The following is a 21,770-nucleotide window of genomic DNA, read 5'->3' as shown; positions in this document are numbered from 1 at the left end:
CACTTTCCTACCAACAAGTTTTATGACAACAACACCTGCAGGCAACATCCAAGAAAAAATTGAAGAAGAACTAGAAAGCGCTCGTACCGTCTGTGACGCCAAGGGCGCCACTTCCGGGGAATGCGCGGCGGCGTGGGACGCAGTTGAAGAACTGCAAGCAGAAGCTTCCCACCAAAAGCAAGTAAAACCTAAGAATTCCTTTGAAAAATTTTGCGACGACAATCCTGACGCTGCTGAGTGCCGCATCTACGAGGAATAAACGAGCCATTTAGCTCTATGCCTTCCCTCCCGCGCCGAAATCTAACTTTTGGCGCGGGAGCATTTTATTTTAGGGGTTGAGCCTTGAAATAATGGTGAGATTTGCCCTCTATCCCAATACGGTTCAAGTCCGCCAGCTTCCCCCTCGCCCCCGAAGGGGGACAAAAATTTGCTCTTGCGTCCCCCAAAAGGGGCGAGGATGGGAAGGAGATATCTCAAGAATAAACACTTTTAACTCAAGCGTATTGCAGTCTATCGCCTCTCAAGTACCCTTCAAAGCGCGCCAAGTACCTTAGAAAAGGTAGCAGTAACTAAAACATTAAGACCGTGTTCTGGTTGCTGATTTTTTAGCATTTTTGTAGTAAAATTTGTGACAAATAAGTGAGTATATTTTCCCAAAGATGTTGAGTCTTTTATTGGCAGCCACCGGGCCTTGGTTTCAACCGCTAGTCTGGATGGATTACCGGTTGTCTGTGTTATTAACAATTTCGATCCCGCTGGTAGTGCTGATTTGGGCTGTTGTGGCAAAAGCTGAGGCGATCGTCCGTTTGTCGATTATTTATTGGCGGGTGGCGAGTTTGCTGGCAATTACACTTTACCTGATGATGGCTGCGCTGCCTGTAAGCTTTGTATCGTCGGTGATTGGGAGGACCTTAATTCCTGCTAGTCTGTGGTTCTGGGAGGATTTAAACGAAGAAATTGCCGATCGACCGCAGTCGCCCCTGAAACTGGCTTTTACAGCTTGGCGGTGGGCGATTACTGTTTACAGCGGTTTGGGCGCTCTAGCTCAACTTCCCTTCTTAAGCTGTGCTTTTAAATCTCAAATCCAGGTAATTGACGAACCTTTTTGCCGCATTTGGTTAGACCCACCTTGGCTCTATAAACAAATGTTTCACCCTACGGCAACCCCTCAATTTTTGGGATGGTTGGGTCTGATAGGTTTAGTAATCTATGTAATTTACTTGTCATACTTTGTGCTTATTCGACTAGGAAAACAGGGGAGGTCAGCAACCGGAAATTAAGTTCGGTTTAAGTTAGTATTTTCCTCCTAAATTGCAGCTAAACTCTTCAACAAAAAACTCAAAAATCCCAGTCAAAAAAACCGGGGCGTATATACGAAAGAATCGAACTAACACCAGAGTAGCTGACGTGACGCCCAAAAACGGATACAAGCCGCCGACTCCTGTCGTGGAGATCTAAAAATTTTAGACTAAGGTTCAATCTTCCAGATTCATCTGTGGAGTAAATCTAAAATCTAAAATCTAAAATCTAAAATCGACTGACAGTAATGTTATTGGGAAAGACTGTGATGGATAGCAAACAAGCCTACTTACAGTGCTTAGAAAGGCTGATTTGGGCGATCGATCGCCTTGAAGCAACAGTCGAACCAAGTGAACTCGCTCGGATTGCCGAACTGATTGTTCAGCCGATGATGGGGCCCTGGCGGTTTTTTCACACTCCCGAACATATTTTTGATGTGGGGGGAAAGGAAGACGCGATCGAGGTTTTGGCAGCTTTATTTCACGATACCGTCTACGTGCAAGTCGATCGCAGCATTAATTTTAACGTCAGCTACTACATCACTCCTGTTGCAAAAGAGGTTAACAAACAACTACAAATTCGGGATAAATCTGAACTGCCTGCGGATGCTACTTTCGAGATGGTAATGCTGGTATTCAATTTTGTACCGGGCGAAGTCCTCAATCCTTTCGCTGGACAAAACGAATTTCTCAGCGCTGTCGTAGCAGCAAAAGCTCTAGAACAATTTCTAAAACGCGAGCAATTGCTTCAAATTGCAGGCTGCATTGAAGCAACAATTCCGTTTCGCACCGCCGATTCTGGAGTAACGGTAAGCCAGCGCCTCTATAACCGCTTGCAAGCAATTAATGGCTTATTTAACCTCAGTTTGACTGAGGAGGAAATGCGGGAAACGGTCAAAAAAGCTGTGCGAATCTCTAACCGGGATGTTATGAGTTTTGCTCACCATAGTTCAGCCCATTTTTTGGCAAATACCTGGAATTTACTGCCGGAAACCAATCACAATCTCATCTGCTGTGGTTTTTACACGATTCGCGACTACCGAGTTGCTTTGCTGAAGATGGAAGGTTTTATGAATAATCTCAAGCCAGAGATGATTTTCCGGCAGTTTGAGGGATATCCAGACGATCGCACATATCAACGCTGGGAAACTACTGCTAAGTACAATCTCGAAATTGCGAAGCTTTATTTGGGGTGCAAACTGTCTGCCCTAGCCTTGCTAGAAGCTCTTTCTTCGGATTTGGGGATTGAGGTTTCTCTGGCGATGATGATGGGAGGAATTCCGGCTCAAGCTGCTAACTGCGTGCGGCTGGAAAGCTTTTTTCCCGAAATAGAGAAACCTTATAAACCTAAAATTAGTTTAGAAGCGGAAGTATTGAATTTATTAGAAAATGGGCGGGCTAAAAGCACTTCTAATACCGATTTAGAGAGTTCGCCCCTGACAACATTTGTGGTGAAAATTGTTGGCTTTGACGAAATGCGCTATCAGTGCGATCGAGCTAAGGACTTTTTTCGAGAAAATCTAAACGCCGACGACTTTATTTCCGGCTTTAACCCGATAGTTACAGAAATTGTCATTGATTCAATTCTCAAGTTGTTTGACAGCCGGAAATCTACTATTTACCGATACTACGATATCACTTCTAAGTTAAGGTCGCAACCCCAGACCAATTTTCTAGATCGCCCTTTTCGTTCACATGGTTAACTAGCTTTAAATACTGTATTTTTCCCTCCTTTATAAAAAAAACTATTACTCAGCTTATATAAGAGTAGATAGATTACACCGTGACACGATTGATTGCTCGCCAACCTAGATCAATCTGCCTATCCATCCCGACACCAACAGCCGTACAGGTAAGTAGGTAGGCAAGATTCAAGCACATAATATAACACTATGTAAACAGGTTTAAGTTAACCAGTAGAGAGCATTTGGAGACTTTGCCCTCGTTTAGATAGGGGCGTTTTTTGGCGCCGACTTACCTATGGCGTGGGGCTGGTGGCAAAGATGCTAAAAGTTGATAAAAAATGGAAATTCGCTGCTGTTTGCCTTTGACAATTATTTTATACAAAAGGGATTTGATAGCTGGCTGTCACTCATCTGAGCTACCCCAAATAAGCGTCACTATAAAAAGCGACTGTTAAAGCACTTCCCCCCACAGCTACAACTGGGGAATAGCAAGTTCAAACGACTTGCAAACCACTAATCCCCAATCAAACCATGCAAACCACAAATCCTATTTACGCTCAATTGCCTCTTTGCTCTTCACTGCCCACACTGCAACGAAATAATAGTACCACTGCCAATCAAAACGTGCGCTATCTCCAACAATCCTTAGTTAAAAAGGGGTATCCCGTCGGAACTGATGGATTCTTCGGCCCAAAAACCGAACAAGCAGTCATCAAATTTCAAAAGGACAATAAGATTGCTGTTGATGGCATTGTCGGCCCTCAAACTTGGAGTCTATTAGGCGCTTGTTATACAGGTGAACCCGGATGTTAAATCCAAGTTAACTAATCCTAGGCGCACGGCTAGCAAGAAACTGGGTTTTTTCACAACAATACTTCGTTTCAGCCCCCAGAAACGCTAAAAAAGCTGGTGTTGAGCGAAGCCGAAACCCCGCTTCTGCCCGTCAAGAGTGTATCCAGGACTTATTAACATCATTTCCGCACTTCTCTGCTTTTAAATAACTTGCAAACAACCAATGGAGAATCAAACCATGCAAACCACAAACGCAATTCGCACTGAATTACCTTCCTGCCGTTATTTTCCCCTACTCAAACGCAACGATGGCGTCACCCAAAATGAGGACGTTCGCTACCTTCAGCGACTCTTGAATGCCAGCGGATTTTCTTTAAATACTGATGGAGGATTCGGCACGAAAACCCAACAAGCAGTCATCAATTTTCAAAAGCAACAACAAATCGTTGCTGATGGCATTGTCGGCCCTAAAACTTGGAATAAATTGGGTGTTTGTACAACTATATTTTAAAGTTTGTGCAACCATCTGTTAAAAAGAGTAGGGCGTGCAGTGTGCGCCCTATTTTTCTGTCGAAGTTTCCACCCCACACCACCCCTCCGGGGCTCCGTACATTCGATACTTGCGAGCTCGTTTGAAATACAGCATTGCTACCCGATCGTCTGGATTGATTTGTAAAATGTTTTGAAATACTTTTTGGGCTGCAACAAATTTTTGCTCGTAGTAAAAATTGAGAGCTTCTTGAAAAACCTCCGCAGTTTGCTGCTTAAGTACAATGCTTTCCTCTGTTTCTGTGTCGTAAATTTCAAACACCGACACAGCATTTGTCTTTCCTTTCACCGTTACTCGATCGACAAATCTGTACTTATATTTTTCTGGATCGTCGAGGCGATCGATAATTGCACCGCTAACTAGAATTCCCGATCCGTAAACCTTAGTCAATCCTTCCAAACGAGACGCGAGATTCACCGCATCAGCAATCACGGTACTTTCCATTCGTTCTCGCTCGCCAATTGTACCCAACATCAAATTGCCCGCGTGTAAACCGATGCCGATCGCGATCGGAAACAAGCCATTGTTTTCTCGCTGCTGGTTGTAGATATTCACTTCTTTTTGCATATCAATTGCTGCTCGCACGCCATCAGATGGAGATGTAGAAAACAGTGCCATGACTGCATCCCCAATGTATTTATCAATAAACCCGTTATTTTTCCTGATAGCAGGGCTAACCCTTCCCAAGTAATTATTAATAAATGCAAAATTTTCATCCGGTGTCATATTTTCCGAAAGCGCCGTAAACGAGCGAATATCAGCAAACAGCACTGTCATATTTCTTTCCTGATGTTCGCCTAATTTTACTTCAATAATACTCGGCTTTTCCAGCAAGTTTAGAAAATCGTGCGGCACAAACCTACCGTAGGCTGCATTCAGTTTTGCTAGGCGAATTTGCGTGTTAATTCTCGCCAACAATTCCTTTTTGATAAAAGGTTTAGTTACATAATCATTTGCTTCTAAGTTAAAAGCTTCTACCAAGTCGGTAGTTAGATTTTTGGCCGTCAGCATCAGAATCGGCATTTCTAAAGGCGAGTATTTTTTACGGACTTCTCGACATACTTCATAACCTGTCATCTGCGGCATCATTACATCGAGTAAAATTAAGTCAGGCTTAAATCCTGATTCAATAAGATTTAAAGCTTCTAAGCCGTTGCTCGCTTGAGTAATCTCGTAGTTGGCTAGAGAAAGACTGTTGATGATGACATGAATATTAATCGGCTCATCATCAACTACCAAAATTTTTAATTTTTCACTTTCTAGCAAGTCGCTATTGTCTGATACCTGAGAATTTATTATAGATGATTGGCGGCCTAATTCAGGAGCGATTAAAATGCGAGATCCCTCAGTTAAATGCGGCTGTGTGCTGCTAAATTCCTGCTGACTCTCAGATACGGGCAAAGTAAAGGTGAATTGGGAACCTACGCCTACAGTTGAAGATACCGAAATTTTACCTCCGTGCAATTCCACTAATTGCTTGGCAACAGTTAACCCTAAACCCGTGCCACCATATTCTCTAGCAGTGGAACCGTCAGCTTGTTCAAAGGATTCAAAAATTCGCTCTAATTTATCTTCGGGGATGCCAATACCCGTGTCGGATACAGTAATGGCTATTTGGGAATCAAGGGGTGATTGTGCCTTGCCCGTTACCAATTCTGCGGAAATTTCTACTCGGCCACTTTCGGTAAACTTAATCGCATTGCCGATTAAGTTGTAAAGTATTTGCTGCAAGCGATTCTCGTCGGCTGCTATTGGCGGCAATTCAGGAGCGACTGAGTTAATCAACTGCAAGTTTTTTTGGCCTACTAATGGCTGAGACAAAGTGAGAATTACAGAGACTATTTCTCGAATACCGACGGACTTAATTTGCAGTTCTATCGTTTTATGTTTGAGCTGAGAAAAGTCCAGAAGATCGTTAATCAAAGAAGACAATCTTGTGCCCGATGATGAAATCAAAGCTAAGTTAAAATTTGTTGGTTCTGGCAGTTGTCCGGTAGCACCGTCTATTAAAGATTCTGCAATACCAATAATGCCGTTGAGGGGAGTGCGGAGTTCGTGGGAAGTATTGGCTAAGAATTCGTCTTTCAGTTTATCGAGTCGCTGCAATTCGGTATTTTTAGTTTCTAAGGCAGTAAAAGATGCTTGCAGTTGTTGTGCCATGCTGTTAAAAGCAGCGGCAAGTACGCCCAACTCATCGGAGCGATCGAGCTTTACAGTTTTGTCAAATTGTCCTTCAGACAAAGCTATTGCTGCATTTTTTAATTTTAAAATAGGTTGGATAATCCAGCGAGAAGTGAGAATTCCTAGAACAGTTGCCATGCCCAAAGCTGCCAGACATAGCAATACTGTAGTTCGGTTGCCTGCATGGATTTGTTGCATAAAGTCGGCTTCGGGAACGACGACAACAATCAGCCAATCTAAACCTTTGCCGTCTTGGAAGGGCAGGACTTTTAAAAATTTATGCTGACCGTTTATGTCAACCTTTATTTGCTGCGTTTTTGTAATTTCCTGCAACTTTTGAAAGTGACTTTCTAAATATTTAGCTGTAGTTTGCGTTACTGGATCGCTGCTTTCTGTAACTTTAAAAAGTTCTTTTTTACCGTTTTGGGTGCGGAAAGGTTGTTCGGCTGTGGAAGTTGCCAGCAGCGTGCCGTTTCTTTCGATAATAAAAGTTTGACCGGATTTGCCTATTTTGAGGCTGTTTAAAAAGTGACCGATACTGTCGAGACGCAAAGCAGCAATTAATACTCCTTCTAGCTGTTTCTGGCTGTTGTAAATTGGTTGCAGGGCGCTGATGATTAATGTAGGTTCTAGGAAGGATATATAAACTGAACTCCAAGTTGGTTTGATTGCTAGAGCTGCATAGGAGTAGGAAGGGTGCTGTCGGATATCAAAGTTTTTGACAGAGGCTGCTACTGTCGTGCGATCGCCCGTATCATTAGTATTGTAAGAATAAAAATCAAAATTTGTAGACGGGCCCGATGCGTTAATCAATAAAGTGCCGTTCGACATCTTTTCGCCAGTGCGATATTCTCCATCTTGATTAGCGATCGACGTAAAATTGATATAGGGATACAATTGCACTTGCCGCCACAGATACTTTTCCCAAGCTGACAAGTCTTTCATGTTCACAAAACCCAGTTTCACTGCATCCAACTTGCTTTGATTGATTTGGTGCGGAGTTTGCAGATAAGTTCTCAAATTTTGCTCGATGCGATTGCTCACCTCGCTCATCAACTGATCGGCAAGGTCATTTACTGCTCTTTGAGAGTTCCTAAATGATAAATATCCCACAATACCCACCGCTGCAAATACTTGCAAGACAAACGGAACTATGAGTACAGTTTGGAGCGTTGCTTTTCCTGAAAGTTTTGCCACCAAGCGCTTGAGAGAAAGAGTGGACATAACATTAGTTTAGGTTGAAAAACTGAGTTAATACTTGGAGCGAAAGCTTACCGATGGTAAGTATTATAAACTATTTTGTACTTAAACACAACTTACGCAAGGAAGACCTGATACCGTGTCTACAATGCTTAATCTTATACCAAATTATTAAAAGTCAAAGCGAACTGTAGGGATAGGCCATTTCCTTGTCCTACTCCCCGCGCCGGACAAGGCATTGCCCTGTCCCAACCGATGTTCACATACAATATATCTGTATCACTACTTTTCATAATAGAAGTTACTTGTACTACTTTTCATCCAAAGCTTCTATCCCCGACCATCCTTCAGGCACTCCATACATTCCATTCTTTAGAGAGCGCTGGCAGTAAATTGCTGCTAACTTATCTTGAGGATTTTTTCCGCAAATCTTACTGAATGATTTTTGCGCTTCAGTAAAGTTTTTCTCGAAATAAAGCTCCAGACCTTTTTGAAATTCAGCAGCAGTTCCCTGTTTTAGTTGAACGCTTTGTTCTGTTTCTGCATCATAAATTTCAAACACCGACACGGCTGATTTTTTGCCTTTTACTGTGACTCGATCGACAAATCGGCACATATATTTTTCTCGATCGCCCAAACGGTCTAAAATTGAGTCACTAACTAGAATTCCCGCCCCGTAAACCTTCGTCAATCCTTCCAAACGAGACGCGAGATTCACCGCATCAGCAATCACTGTACTTTCCATCCGTTCTTGCTCCCCAATCGTACCCAACATTAAAGTACCTGCGTGCAAGCCGATGCCGATCGTAATCGCTGGGTAATTGCTGAGTTGTCGTTGGTGGTTGTAAACCATAACTTGTTTTTGCATTTCCACCGCCGCGCGAACAGCATCATCTGCAGACTCAGGAAATAGTGCCATAATCGCATCGCCAATATATTTATCGATGAAACCTTGGTGAGCACGAATCACCGGACTCACTTGGCTGAGGTAGCTGTTAAGAAAACTAAAGTTTTCTTGGGGAGTCATCCCTTCTGAGATAGTCGTAAAGGATCGAATGTCAGAAAATAAAACTGTCATTTCTTTCTGAATTTGATCGCCTAGTCGGACATCAATAATACTTTCGTGTCCCAAAAAGCGCAAAAAGTCATGGGGGACAAATCTACCGTAAGCTGCATTGATTTTTGCCAGACGTATGTGAGTTTTGATTCTGGTTAGCAATTCATTTTTGACAAAGGGTTTAGTTAAAAAATCATTGGCTCCTGCATTGAAACCTTGCACTAAGTCAGATACTTGATTTTTGGCGGTTAGCATCACAATTGGCACTTCTATAGCGGTGAATTTCTCCCGGATTTTCTCGCAAACTTCGTAACCAGTCATCCGCGGCATCATCAGATCTAGCAAAATTAGATCCGGCTTGTAGCCTCTGTCTAGAAGGGCTAAAGCTTCTCTACCGCTGCTAGCTTTGGCGAGCGTATATTTTTCCAGAAGTAAATTATTAGCCAATACCTGAATATTCACAGGTTCGTCATCTACAATCAAGATTTTCAGCCCACTGTTTTCTTGGCTTTCTTTCTCATCGATTAAACTGTTGTTATTAAAAATTTGTGCGACAGTTGCATTAGTTATTAACTTGCGATCGTTGGTTCTTGAAACTAAAGATGGTCTAACCGTTGCTGGAAAATGCTTGCAGTCAACATACTGATTTTGAGATACTGGCAAACTAAAGGTAAACTGCGAACCAATACCTACTTTTGAAGATACCTGAATTTCGCCACCGTGTAGCTCGACTAACTTCTTTGTAACTGCCAAACCTAACCCTGTTCCTCCATATTCTCTAGCAGTGGAACCGTCTGCTTGTTCAAAAGATTTAAAAATTTTTTCTAATTTATCTTCAGCAATCCCAATACCAGTATCGGATACCGTAATTTGCAGTTTTGACCTGAGAATTAAAGATTGAAGCTGGCTTGTTACTGAACTTTCTTTGTCGCCTAGCTGCGGGGATTCCAAGCTAATCGCATTCGCGGAAATTTCAACTCTGCCGCTTTCGGTAAATTTAATCGCATTTCCGATTAAGTTATAAAGAACTTGTTGCACGCGATTTTCATCTGCATCTACGAGGGGGATGTCGGGACTGACTGAATTAATCAACTGCAAATTTTTTGTACCAATTAGAGGTTGAGAAAGAGTTACCACAATATCGACAATTTCTCGGATGCCGACAGGCTTGATTTGCAGTTCAATATTTTTGTGTCTCAGCTTCGAGAAATCCAGAATGTCGTTGATGAGATTGGACAGTCTTCTGCCGCTAGATGCAATAATTTCTAGATTGGAAATAGTCTGTTCTGGCAATTGTCCTGTAGCACCGTCGATCAAAGATTCAGTTAAACCGATAATGCCGTTAAGCGGGGTGCGGAGTTCGTGAGAAGTGTTGGCTAAAAATTCGTCTTTGAGTTTGTCAAGTCGCTGCAATTGGGCATTTTGATGCTCTAATCTTGTGAAAGATACTTCTAATTGACTGGCCATGCTGTTGAAAGCATTAGCTAATTTTCCGAGTTCGTTTGATGCCGCAATATTTACCCGATTTTCAAACATTCCGCTACTCATTTTAGTAGCAGCAGATGTTAGGGATTCCAAAGGATGTGTAATCGATCGAGCAAAAGCCACTCCCAAGCCCACGGCGACGAGAGCGCTGGCGAGGGTAACTGCACCCATGACGTATATCAGCTTACGAACCGGAGCGTAAGCTTCCGCCGTAGGTAGCTCTACAACCACCATCCACTGAACCCTCCGCACGATCGCACCCGTGCCCATTACTTCTTCCCCGCGCAAGCCTCGATAAACAATCGGAGATTGAATCCCCGCAGCTAAAGCTAATTTGGATAACTCTCGCACAAACGATCGCTCTCTCAAATCTTGCAGTAAATATGGATTAATCTTGCTTCCTGTTTCCGAAATCAGCACCGAGCGATGGTCGAGAACGTAGCTGTATCCCGTTTTTCCTACTTTAGTTCTGGAGGCAATTTGAGTTAAAAAATTGAGACTTACTCTGGCAAATAATACGCCAGCAATTTGATTTTTATTGTCGCGAACAGGCACTGCTAAGTTAACAACATTAACTGCTGTTTTTAGATCTACATCTACTGGACTAACATAATTTTGAGTTTGCCCAAATGTCTGCCAGAATACAGGTGTTTCTCCCGAAATTCCTGCTAAACTCAAGCTAGAGATAGAGAATGATTCGTAAGGCGACATCGCCTGTACGACTTGACCTTTACTGTTAAAAATTCCGACCACTTCGTAGGCGCTGTTGCTGTTGACCAATCCTTCGAGAATGCTGCGCTGAGTTTCAGCATTAAATTCTGTTAAACCGCGCAATTCTGACAAAAAATTGAGTTGGCGCTGCAAGCTATCTAGATAAGCGCTAATTTGGACAGCAGCAGCTTGCGATCGTTCGTACTGAAGCTGTTTTGTCTGTTCTATTTGTCCCCGAAAGCTGAGGTAAGCTAAGGTACTTCCAGCCATCAATACGCTTGCCACAACAATCGAGACAAAACCGTAACGCAGTTGATTGGCAATTGATGACATTTGATTCTGCCAGTTAACAGTTTGAACTCACTCTATAGGATACACCAAATTGCACCTTTTAAGACTGGCGGAATAGCCATCACTAATTTATTGTTACCTTTGCCTAAGTTAGGAATTTATAGATCTAATTTTTGTTTCCAAATAACATCTTCAATCCAAATGCGATCGGGAAGCAGTCCCAACCGAAAGAAAATTTCAGCAATCCGCTGCTGTTCTTCAACTGCCCTGTCCTGAATTGGCAGCACATCGTAGCGACGGCTTTTAGTTAACATGATAGCTGTGGTTATTTTCATCCCCGTTCTAGCGCTGATAAATTTCGCTGCTGGCTCGGGATTCTTCGTTATCCAAGTAGCCATCTGTCGCGTTTCTCCCATCACTATTTTAACAATATTAGGAAAGTCGCTAGCAAAAGAGCGACTTGCCAAATAGAAGTTTCTATCATTCATCAGCCCGTCGCTGTTAGTCAAGAAATGAACAGGGATAGTTTCCTGTAACTGAGCTAGAAACGGCTGCCAAATCGCCCAAGCATCAACCTCGCCTCTCACAAATGCTTCCTGAGCTTTTGGTGGAGACAAATCGACGAATTGGGCATCTTTTAACTGCAAGCCGCCTTGAGTTAAGGCGCGAATTAACAAATAGTGACCTGCGGTTTTCTGAGTGGCTGCTATTTTCTTGCCTTTGAGATCCGCTAGAGTCCGAATTGGAGAATCTTGAGGAACTATGATGCCAATGCTTCCAGGTAAAGCGGAATCATTAGCAATATAAACAAAAGGTAAGCCGTCTGATTGGGCAAAAATTGGCGGCGCAACTCCTGCATAACCCAGATCAATTTTTCCTTTTCCTATTGCTTCTAAAATTGGCGGCCCAGCAGCAAATTCTGTCCATTCTACAGACCACCCAATTTTTGCTAAACGGGTTTCCAAAGAGCTTTTAGCTTTGAGATAAAACAGCGCTCCGAAACGTTGATGTCCGATTCTTACAACTCTTGTTAAGTTTGAGGGTGCATTTTGGGTTTTTGCTGTAGAGTTATTTATTATTTGTGATTTGCAACTGGCCACAGCTAAACTCAAGCAAAAAACGAGCGTTAATAGCAGCGTATATCCCCAACGAAAATGCCTTTTAATAAAATTTTGACTGGAAAGCGATAATTTAAACCTAGTCTTTCTGTGGCTCATAAAATATCGGATAAGTAGGTTTTGCCGGATGAAACTCTGGCAGATGTTTTTTACAGGATTTATATTATGTCCGCTTACTTCCTGCTGTTAAAAAAAACTCGAATTAAAAATAAAATTTTAGCTGTCTGTCCCGGAAATTAGTCGCAAAATTAAGGTATATTATAGCAGATTTCAAGAAAGTAAGATTTGCTATGGCTGACTCTATTGCTCGCCGCTTGGAACAATACACGGTAAAACGATCGCACGAAGTTTTAATCGTCAAGGCCGAAATTGACGGCGAGTTCGATGAAATTGCTATTTTTAAAGGCTTTTCTAGCTCCCTGACGCGATCGACCGCTTTCGATCCAGAGGTTCCTGTTTTGCCGGAGGAAGCAAAAATTGTCAGTGTCGATCGTGTGGAGAGCCCCTACAATCCAAATAACCCCCGCTATCTTCAGCAGGGGTTATCTTGGGAAACAATGCAATCTCTATTGTCCGAGGCGGGAGTTTAGCAAAACATTAGGGACATAACCGAGCAAAACATTAGGGACACAACAATGTTGTGTCCCTACTACAAAAGCACTATGTCCTTAACCTTAGAGCTAGAGCGTGCCGCCGGCAGCTTGGAAACGAGCTCTCGCGCGTTTGATTGCTTGCTTGGCTTGAATTTGCTCTTGCAAAGTGCCGCTAGTAGCCTTGTCCAAACGAGCTTCTGCTTCGGTGTAAGCAGTACGAGCAGCTTCTTTATCAATGGTTTCGCCTTTTTCAGCGCCGTTGACAAGAATAGTAACTTTGTTTTCTTGGATTTCTGCAAAGCCACCCATCAGAGCAATAGACACCCATTCCTTGCCGGGACGGACGCGCATCACTCCGGTATCCAAAGCTGTCAACATTGGAGCGTGACCGCTCAAGATACCCAGTTGGCCTGTGGTGCTCGGCAGAATTACTTCTTCAGCATTAGAATCCCAAACAGTTTTGTCTGGGGCCACTACGCGCACATTTAATGTCATAAATTGTCCTTAGTCATTAGTCATTAGTCAGCAGTCAGCAGTCAGCAGTCATTAGTAATTAGTCATTAGTCAGTCGTCGCCTATCATCAGTCACTTAGTTGTTAACTGTTAACTTTTAACTGTTAACAACTAATGACCAATGACCAATGACTAATGACTAATGACTAATGACTAATGACTAAAATTACTTGGCGTCAGCTTTCATTTTTTCAGCTTTGGCGATCGCCTCGCTAATGTCGCCCACCAAATAGAATGCTTGTTCTGGTAACTCATCAAGTTCACCAGCCAAAATCATCTGGAAGCCCTTAATGGTGTCTGCCAGCTTGACGTACTTGCCGGGGGAACCGGTGAACACTTCAGCTACAAAGAACGGTTGAGACAAGAACCGTTCAATTTTGCGAGCGCGAGAAACGGTCAAGCGGTCATCTTCCGACAGCTCGTCCAAGCCCAAAATTGCAATAATGTCTTGCAATTCCTTATAGCGTTGCAGAGTTGACTGCACCTGACGAGCAACACCATAGTGCTCTTCGCCGACAACGCTAACTTGCAACATCGTAGACGTAGAATCCAGCGGGTCAACAGCCGGATAAATGCCCTTCGCAGCCAAACCGCGAGACAACACAGTTGTAGCGTCCAAGTGAGCAAAAGTCGTAGCCGGTGCGGGGTCAGTCAAGTCATCCGCAGGTACGTACACAGCTTGAACCGAAGTAATGGAACCTTCGGTAGTCGAAGTAATCCGTTCTTGCAAGTCGCCCATGTCTGTACCGAGAGTCGGCTGATATCCCACAGCCGAAGGCATCCGACCCAACAGAGCCGATACCTCAGAGCCCGCTTGCACGAACCGGAAGATATTGTCAATGAACAGCAGCACGTCTTGCTTGCTGACATCACGGAAGTATTCGGCCATCGCCAGAGCCGACAGGCCCACGCGCATCCGAGCACCAGGTGGCTCGTTCATTTGACCGTAAACCAGAGCAATTTTTGATTTGCTGCGGTCTTCTTCGTTAATAACCCCCGACTCGATCATTTCTTTGTAGAGGTCATTACCTTCGCGGGTGCGCTCGCCCACACCACCGAACACGGACACGCCGCCGTGAGCCTTGGCGATGTTGTTCACGAGTTCCATCATAATCACGGTTTTTCCGACGCCTGCGCCGCCGAACAAACCGATTTTGCCGCCACGACGGTAGGGTGCCAGCAGGTCAATCACCTTGATCCCGGTTTCAAACACCGAAGGCTTGGTTTCCAGTTCGGTGAAAGCCGGCGGGTTGCGGTGGATGGGCATACTTTCGGAAGTATTGACCGGGCCGAGGTTGTCTACGGGTTGACCGATGACGTTAAAAATGCGGCCGAGAGTTGGGATTCCGACGGGAACTTGGATTGCTTCCCCGGTATCTACTACTTCCATGCCACGCACCAAGCCGTCGGTGGTACTCATGGAAACTGCACGCACTTGGCTGTCTCCGAGCAGTTGTTGAACTTCGCAGGTAACGGCAACGTCTTGACCTGCTTCGTTTTTGCCGGAAATTGTGAGAGCGTTATAGATTTGGGGCAGTTTGCCGCCTGGGAATTTTACGTCTACAACCGGCCCAATGATTTGGGTGATGTAGCCTACGTTCGTTTTTGTTGCGGTGGATACCATGAATAGTGCCTTTGTTAGGATGCTATTTTTCCCGTTATGGAAAAAGTCTTAACATTTAGAAATGCTATTCCTCAGATTACCACTGAACAGACGCACTATTTAGATTTGTATGGGGTTGGTTAAGAGTCATTTTTATGGTTACTGCCCTCGCTTTTTTTTCCTGCGAGCTGCAGCCAAAGCCCCGATCCCCAGGATAGTCCCGAATACTGTGACTGGTTCGGGGACTGGTTCGGGGACTGGTTCGGGGTCAGGTTCGGGGACTGGTTCGGGGACTGGTTCGGGGACTAACTTAGCCGACACGGTGAAGTCCTTGAAGTCAAGCTCGGTTCCTGGTTTGGCATCGTCGAAGGATATTTGTGTGCCATTAGCCAGTTGGGCCATTGTGAGGGATGAAAATTGCTCTGGGCCTTTACCGCCGTTGATGTTTGTAAATGAGTCGCTGGAGTTGTAGTCGAGGCTAATGTCACCAAACACAGCAAGCTGACATCCCGCTACCAGACATTCATCTCTTCGGAACTGGGTGCCAGCGGCCCGCCATTGGGAGCTGTTCATGAAGGTGCTTGACGAGACGTATTGCGCGAGAGGGTTGCCACTGCCGGTGTCGCTCCACAGCAGCAGGGCATAAATTTGATCCTTCAAAAATCTGAAGTTTTGGGTGATGGAGCCGTTTTCGGAGGTGACTGCGTTGCCGAAGGTTCCTTTCCAGTTGTTGGCAGAGCCGTTATCTGAGGGTTTAGTCTCGTAAAACAGTCTGGCGATGTTGGTGTAGCCATTGTTTCCTGATTGAGCTTGGGCCACCCACAAGCTGGACTGGTAAGGGCTGTGAGATTGGTCGAAGGTAAAGTTTATATCGGCATCTTGATCGAACTGGATGCCGCCAGTGCCAAACATGAAAGCTCGGACGGGCGTGCAGATGCTGAGCAACATTGTGGTTGCCAAGCTGGCGACTGTAAAAGATGTTTTTTTGACTAGCGTTAAGGTAGTCATAACCCTGATTCCTCCAGTATTATTAGGTAGTAAGGTCCAAAATGCCCTAAATGCCATGTTGCCGTGACGCGAATAGACAATCGCGAGCCTGCGATATTTAGGGCGATCGTCAAACCTAAAGAAGAGGCTCCACACCAGTGAATCTACATACAGATCTCACTTAAGGGTGTTTTGGAGTAAATGAGTGCTTCTTCTAAGAGTTTTCACTGACACCAGACTCGCATAGTTTAATCTGTCAGAGCAAGATTTTCATCCTGCCTAGACTTCCAACCTACTACATTTACTTCGTTTCGGTAACAGTCTCAAGATGAGTGCAAGACTTGCAAATATTGGCTTTCATCAAAAATATATAAAAATCTTACTAGAGCTTTATAAAGTTTTGGTAAAGTTTATCCATAAAATATAAAGTTTTTGAGAGAAAGTCGGCTGTTCGGTTCGTTGTTCCTGAAAGCAGCGTGCTGCAAGCTGCTCGGCCGATGCAGAAAGAAGTGGGGACGACCGCGAGTAGGGATTTGAGCGAGTTTTTTGCCACTCTAAGCAAGCTTTATAACAGGCGATCGGTACTTACGTACTTTTGACTCAAATTCCTAGTTTTTTAAACCCCTAACCCTCGCATTCCGCGCTATATTTTCACCAACAGTCCCGGACGCATTAACCCGGTTTTTTAAGGTAATTGGGTCAGGAAAGCAGTGAAAGTCAATCGATTTTAGATTTTAGATTTTAGATTTTAGAATTGAACCCTTGATCCCACGGATAAATTCGGGGGGCAAGTTTCATCGGATACAGGTTTTTTATTTCTGGGTTTTGAGTCTGCGAAGGAATGAATCCGGGGGCTTGTATCCTGGATGTTTTCGGTCAAAAAAAGAAACCAAGTTTCATTTCCCGCGCCTGACTCCTAGTCAAAAAACTGTTTTTACGTAAATCATAGTAATTAAAAACATACATTTCCTGTTTCAGTCCTAATTATTCGGCAAGCAAAAATAGACTGCTCCTATTGACATGAGGAATTTTTATGAGTAAAAATAGGATAGATAAATACGATCGCACTTTAAGCACAATCTTTAAACACAATGACACCCAACAAACTACATTTGCTCGGATGGTTATTCATTGTTAGCTGGCTGAGTGCAGCGGCGGGTTCGGCAAACGCGCAACCCATCGCCCCGGCACCGGATGGCACTAACACAGTTGTTACTCCCAACGGCAACCGCTACGACATTTCCGGGGGGTCTTTCAGCGGAGATAAGGGTAATCTTTTTCACAGTTTTACTCAGTTTGGCCTCAGCGAGGCTCAAACGGCTAACTTTCTGACAAATCCGAATATTCAAAATATTTTGGGAAGGATTACTGGGGGTAATCCTTCTTTAATAAATGGCTTAATTCAAGTTACGGGCGGGAATTCCAATTTATTCTTGATGAATCCTGCTGGCATAATTTTCGGGCCGAATGCCAGTCTGAACGTGCCTGGATCTTTTAATGCTACTACGGCGACAGGGATTGGTTTTGGGAACAATCAGTGGTTTAGTGCGATCGGCAATAACAATTGGGCAACTTTAATCGGGACACCGAATAGTTTTGCTTTTACAAATTTGCCAGGGGGAAGCATTGTTAATGCAGGCAATCTGACGGTGGCACCAGGTCAAAGTTTAAGTTTTATCGGCGGTACAGTTGTCAATACGGGTCAGGTAAATGCGCCTAGCGGCAATATTCTCATCAGCGCCGTACCGGGTAACAATTTGGTGCGAATTAGTCAAGCTGGAAATTTATTGAGTTTGGATATTCAGCCGACAGCAAATCAAAGTTCTCTGCCAAACAATTGGACGCAGCCAGTGTTATCTTTGCCGGAGTTGCTGACTGGACAAGGTGTGGCACAGGCGACGGGTTTGACGGTAAATCCCAATGGGGAAGTTGTGTTGACGGGGAATGCTGCTGTGCCGGTAACTGCGGGAACTACGATCGCATCCGGCAGTCTCAACGTCTCTGGCAACACTGGCGGTACTGTAAATATTTTAGGCGACAAAGTAGGAGTTATTGCGGGCAATATCGATGCTTCTGGGATTAACGGCGGCGGTAATATACTGATTGGCGGAGATTATCAGGGTTTGGGGACTGTGCCCAATGCTTTGCGGACTCTTGTTAGCAGCGACTCGACGATTAATGCTGATGCTGTTAGTAATGGGAATGGCGGGCGAGTCATAGTTTGGGCTGATGAAACTACTCGCTTTAATGGCAATATTACGGCCAGAGGTGGCTTATTTTCTGGGAATGGCGGCTTTGCGGAAGTGTCGGGTAAGCAATCGCTGGATTTTCAAGGATTGGTTGATTTGCGATCGACCTTTGGGATTGCTGGAACGTTACTGTTAGATCCTACTGATATCACTATTAGTACAGGTGCGGATGCAAACGGTACATTCACGGCAGGAGTATTTGCTTCCTCTGTGGCTACTTCTACAATCAATAATGGGACGCTGCAAAATCAACTAAATTTGGGAAATGTCACTATTTCTACTGCCTCGACTGCTCCGAGTACAGGTAATATTACAGTTAGTGCTCCCGTTACTTGGAATAATAGTAATTCTCTGACGCTGAATGCTAATAATAATATTAATGTTAGTTTGGGGGCCGATATCACAACTCAGGGAGGCAATGTCACTCTGAATGCTGATAGTGATAATTCAAACGGTGGTAATCTGACGCTCAATTCGACGATTAATACAAACGGGGGCAGTTTCCAGGGTATTGGTCGAGGGAATGGTTCCAATGGAAATGGAATCGTTCTTGGTGGCACAATTAATGCCGGAGGTGGGAACATTAACTTGGACGGCAGCGGAGCAAACGTGACATTCGGAACCAGTAACGGTATTATTATAAATAACGCCATAGTACAAACTACTGGAAGTGGAAATATTACTGTCAAGGGAACTGGCCAGAACGGGACATTAGTCGGAAATGAAGGTATTGTTGTTACAGGCGGCTCTCAGGTGACTTCAACCAATGGAAATATCACCCTGACAGGCATAGGTATAGGTAACGGAACTAAAAGCGGCAACTACGGGATTAACATTAATACCAGCACAGTAGAATCGATCGGGACAGGGAGTATTACTTTCAACGGGACAGGGGGAAATGGGACTGATTATAATCAAGGGATATCTATTACCACGAGTGCAGTGCAATCGGCTGGGGGAAAAGTCAACCTGACTGGTACAGGTGCTGGAACTGGAAGCTACAACTTCGGCGTTTTCCTCCCAGGGGACGCTACAGTCCAGTCAACTGCGGGGGGGGGGACTGTCACCATCACCGGGACAGGGGGAAATGGGACTGATTATAATCAAGGGATAAGGATTAATGATACTGGTATCGTAAAATCGCAGAATGGAGATATCACCCTGACTGGAACAGGCAAGGGGAGCCTTGGGGAGAACACGGGTATTACGGTGCGAGGGGTGGTGGAGTCCATAGGCACCGGGAATCTGACTCTAATCGGTGTGGGCGGCAATGGAACTAATAGCAATCAAGGGATATCCCTTGCGGGCGCCACAGTCCAAGCTTCCTCTGGAAATGTCAGTCTGACTGGTACTGGTGGTGGGACTGGGACTTTGAACCACGGTATATATGTAGATAGTGTTCCTGCTCCCCCAACCCCAACCCCAGCCCCTCCAACAATAATCCAAACCTCAATCCAAACCGCAGACCTGGGAAAGGTGACTTTGACGGGGACGGGCAGTGCAGGGACGGGGGCTAATTCCGGGATCTATTTCAACTCAGGCACGGTAGGCTCCAATAATGGAGATATTGCTTTAAGCGGTACCAGTGTAGGGACATCAATTAACAACGACGGCATTAACTTCGACATCGGCGGACCGATCGCGGTGCAAGCTACGGGAACAGGCAATATTAGCCTCACGGGAAAGGCTAACACCAATGCCCTTGCAATTAACCTCATCGGCGGTGTGATTGATGCGGTTAATGGCGACAATGTTACTTTGACGGGCGATTCAATTCAACTATCAGCACAAAGTCAAGTTAAGGGTATTGGGACTATCCAGTTGCAACCGCTTACTCCCAGTTTAGGTATTAATGTTGGTGGTACTAGCAAGGACGACCCCCGTTTGAATCTCAGCAGTGATGAACTCACGTCTCCTATATTAAAGGGGTTTTCCCAACTCATTATCGGACGGGCGGATGGGACAGGGGCGATCGCAATTGACCCCGCTGGCGTTACTTTTAATTTCCCCGTCACGATGCAAGCTCCCACCATTGCAGTCGATGGAAACATTACAGGCGAAAAGGACGCTTCAATTACTTTTAATGCTCCAACGACTAACTTAAACGAAAATATTCTCACCAACGAAAAGAAGATTGACTTTGGTGGCAAAGTCTCTCTCGGTACGGGTTCTAATGTCACTCTCAATACTGGGTTAACGGGTGCAGGCGACATTAATTTTGGGGGAACGGTTGACGGCGATGGCAACCTAGTTTTGACTACGGGAACAGGCGTTATTAATGTCAACGGGCCGATTGGGGCGCCTGTGCCATTGCGTTCCCTGAAAATAGAAAATTCTCTCAATGTTACCAGTCCGAACCCGATCGCAATTACAACTACAGGCGATATTATTGCGGGCGATATCACAAATCCCGGACGGGCAATCGCCCTTACCAGCACTAATGGCAATATTGATACGACTGCAGGGGCAATTGATACCACATCCAGTACCGGAAATGGTGGCCCGATTACACTGAGTGCCAACAATATTAATGCTAGTAATCTTAACTCCAGTTCCACTGCTGGCAATGGCGGAAAAATCACCCTCACAGGTCAAACAGGCAACATTTTTGCATACTCAGGAGTAGTTAATTCTAGTTCTAGTTCCGGTGCCGGTGGAGATATCGCGATCGCAACTCCCAATGAAGTTGGGATAAATAGCATTGATGCTAATGGATTGCCCCGTACTGGAAATATTACCATTAGCGGCAATGAGATTGGCTTTTCGGGAACAGGTTCCGCCCAGAGTAAAGGCACTTTTTCAATTCAGCCGTTTTCGCCGAATTTCGGCATTCGCTTCCAGGCTGGACTTCCTTTCGATCCGCAGGCGATCGATATAGGAGCACCGTTTTTATCCTCATTGCGTAATGGCTTTAGTGCCATTGTTTTCGGAGGGAAGACTACTACAGGCAATATCACTGTAGAGAATTTGCCTGTATCTTTTGCCGATCCTGTGACTTTCAATACTCAAGGCACTATTTTTGTCAATCCCAATCAATCGATTTCGGGAACTGATAATGCTTCAATTACTCTCAATGCTACAACTAATAACTTAAATGGCAATATTACTACCCAATCTCAAGATATCACAATTAACGGCAATACCTTAGTTGGAGATAGCGTCTTAGTCAGCAATGGCAATTCAGCAGGTAGCAATATTCTGTTTAACAATAACATTGATGGCACTGGCAATCTCACTTTAGAAACAGGTACTGGAAAAATTGAGGTTAAAGGTTTGATCGGCGACGCGACAGTATTAGGAAATCTCACCGTCAACAGTGCTGGTTCAACTACATTTAATGGTGTCAAGGCTACCAGTTTCACCACAAATCCTGGCGGCATAACTCAACTCAATGCCAATGTCACTACAATCGGGAGTCAAACTTATGGAGATGCAGTTACAATTGCCAAGAATCCGA

The 21,770-nt window shown here is 44.5% G+C and carries 13 protein-coding genes; 7 read left to right on the top strand and 6 right to left on the bottom strand.

Features of this window, described 5'->3' with window-relative positions:
* The first annotated feature begins 22 nt into the window (after positions 1–22).
* The 5 genes from QUB37_RS24250 to QUB37_RS24230 all read left to right on the top strand — a co-directional run bounded on the left by QUB37_RS24250 (position 23) and on the right by QUB37_RS24230 (position 4,286).
* Complete coding sequence (locus tag QUB37_RS24250) at positions 23–259, top strand: Calvin cycle protein CP12 (RefSeq protein WP_333167036.1); 237 nt, start codon at positions 23–25, stop codon at positions 257–259.
* Positions 260–659: 400 nt separating this feature from the next.
* A complete protein-coding gene (locus QUB37_RS24245; RefSeq protein ID WP_333167034.1) occupies positions 660–1,280 on the top strand; it encodes a DUF3177 family protein in 621 nt (206 codons plus the stop codon).
* A gap of 266 nt (positions 1,281–1,546) precedes the next feature.
* A complete protein-coding gene (locus QUB37_RS24240) occupies positions 1,547–3,001 on the top strand; it encodes a hypothetical protein (protein WP_445300055.1) in 1,455 nt (484 codons plus the stop codon).
* A gap of 513 nt (positions 3,002–3,514) precedes the next feature.
* Positions 3,515–3,796: a peptidoglycan-binding domain-containing protein gene (locus QUB37_RS24235; protein ID WP_333167030.1), complete on the top strand. Its 282-nt coding sequence runs from the start codon at positions 3,515–3,517 to the stop codon at positions 3,794–3,796.
* A gap of 217 nt (positions 3,797–4,013) precedes the next feature.
* Entirely contained in the window at positions 4,014–4,286 is a 273-nt protein-coding gene (locus QUB37_RS24230; RefSeq protein ID WP_333167028.1) for a peptidoglycan-binding domain-containing protein, read from the top strand.
* 48 nt (positions 4,287–4,334) lie between these two features.
* Here QUB37_RS24230 and QUB37_RS24225 read toward each other — a convergent pair whose 3' ends face one another.
* The 3 genes from QUB37_RS24225 to QUB37_RS24215 form a co-directional block, all read right to left on the bottom strand.
* Positions 4,335–7,730 (bottom strand): ATP-binding protein, encoded by a 3,396-nt coding sequence (locus QUB37_RS24225; RefSeq protein WP_333167026.1) that lies wholly within the window; start codon positions 7,728–7,730, stop codon positions 4,335–4,337.
* Between the two features lie 286 nt (positions 7,731–8,016).
* Positions 8,017–11,292: a response regulator gene (locus QUB37_RS24220; RefSeq protein WP_333167024.1), complete on the bottom strand. Its 3,276-nt coding sequence runs from the start codon at positions 11,290–11,292 to the stop codon at positions 8,017–8,019.
* 116 nt (positions 11,293–11,408) lie between these two features.
* Complete coding sequence (locus QUB37_RS24215) at positions 11,409–12,350, bottom strand: aliphatic sulfonate ABC transporter substrate-binding protein (RefSeq protein ID WP_333167021.1); 942 nt, start codon at positions 12,348–12,350, stop codon at positions 11,409–11,411.
* A 308-nt stretch (positions 12,351–12,658) separates the two neighbouring features.
* Between QUB37_RS24215 and QUB37_RS24210 the strand changes: the two genes are divergently transcribed.
* Positions 12,659–12,958: a DUF7734 family protein gene (locus QUB37_RS24210; protein ID WP_190743481.1), complete on the top strand. Its 300-nt coding sequence runs from the start codon at positions 12,659–12,661 to the stop codon at positions 12,956–12,958.
* 90 nt (positions 12,959–13,048) lie between these two features.
* On the opposite strand, the gene atpC is transcribed toward QUB37_RS24210, so the two are convergent.
* The 3 genes from atpC to QUB37_RS24195 form a co-directional block, all read right to left on the bottom strand.
* Positions 13,049–13,456, bottom strand: a complete 408-nt coding sequence (gene atpC / locus QUB37_RS24205; RefSeq protein ID WP_333167019.1) for an ATP synthase F1 subunit epsilon — start codon at positions 13,454–13,456, stop codon at positions 13,049–13,051.
* A gap of 184 nt (positions 13,457–13,640) precedes the next feature.
* The gene (gene atpD / locus QUB37_RS24200; RefSeq protein WP_333167016.1) at positions 13,641–15,098 is read right to left on the bottom strand and encodes a F0F1 ATP synthase subunit beta; all 1,458 of its coding nucleotides are present in this window, start codon (positions 15,096–15,098) and stop codon (positions 13,641–13,643) included.
* 138 nt (positions 15,099–15,236) lie between these two features.
* On the bottom strand, positions 15,237–16,085 hold the full coding sequence (locus QUB37_RS24195) for a PEP-CTERM sorting domain-containing protein (protein WP_333167014.1): 849 nt from the start codon (positions 16,083–16,085) through the stop codon (positions 15,237–15,239).
* 1,070 nt (positions 16,086–17,155) lie between these two features.
* Here QUB37_RS24195 and QUB37_RS24190 point away from each other — a divergent pair.
* Positions 17,156–21,770 (top strand): two-partner secretion domain-containing protein (locus QUB37_RS24190; protein WP_333167011.1); only part of this gene is annotated, 4,615 nt, incomplete at its 3' end.

This window comes from Microcoleus sp. AT3-A2 (genome assembly GCF_036705685.1).
In the GTDB taxonomy this organism is placed as follows: domain Bacteria; phylum Cyanobacteriota; class Cyanobacteriia; order Cyanobacteriales; family Microcoleaceae; genus Microcoleus.
The sequence above is the reverse complement of the archived record's forward strand: the minus strand, read 5'-3'. Positions and strand labels throughout refer to the sequence as shown.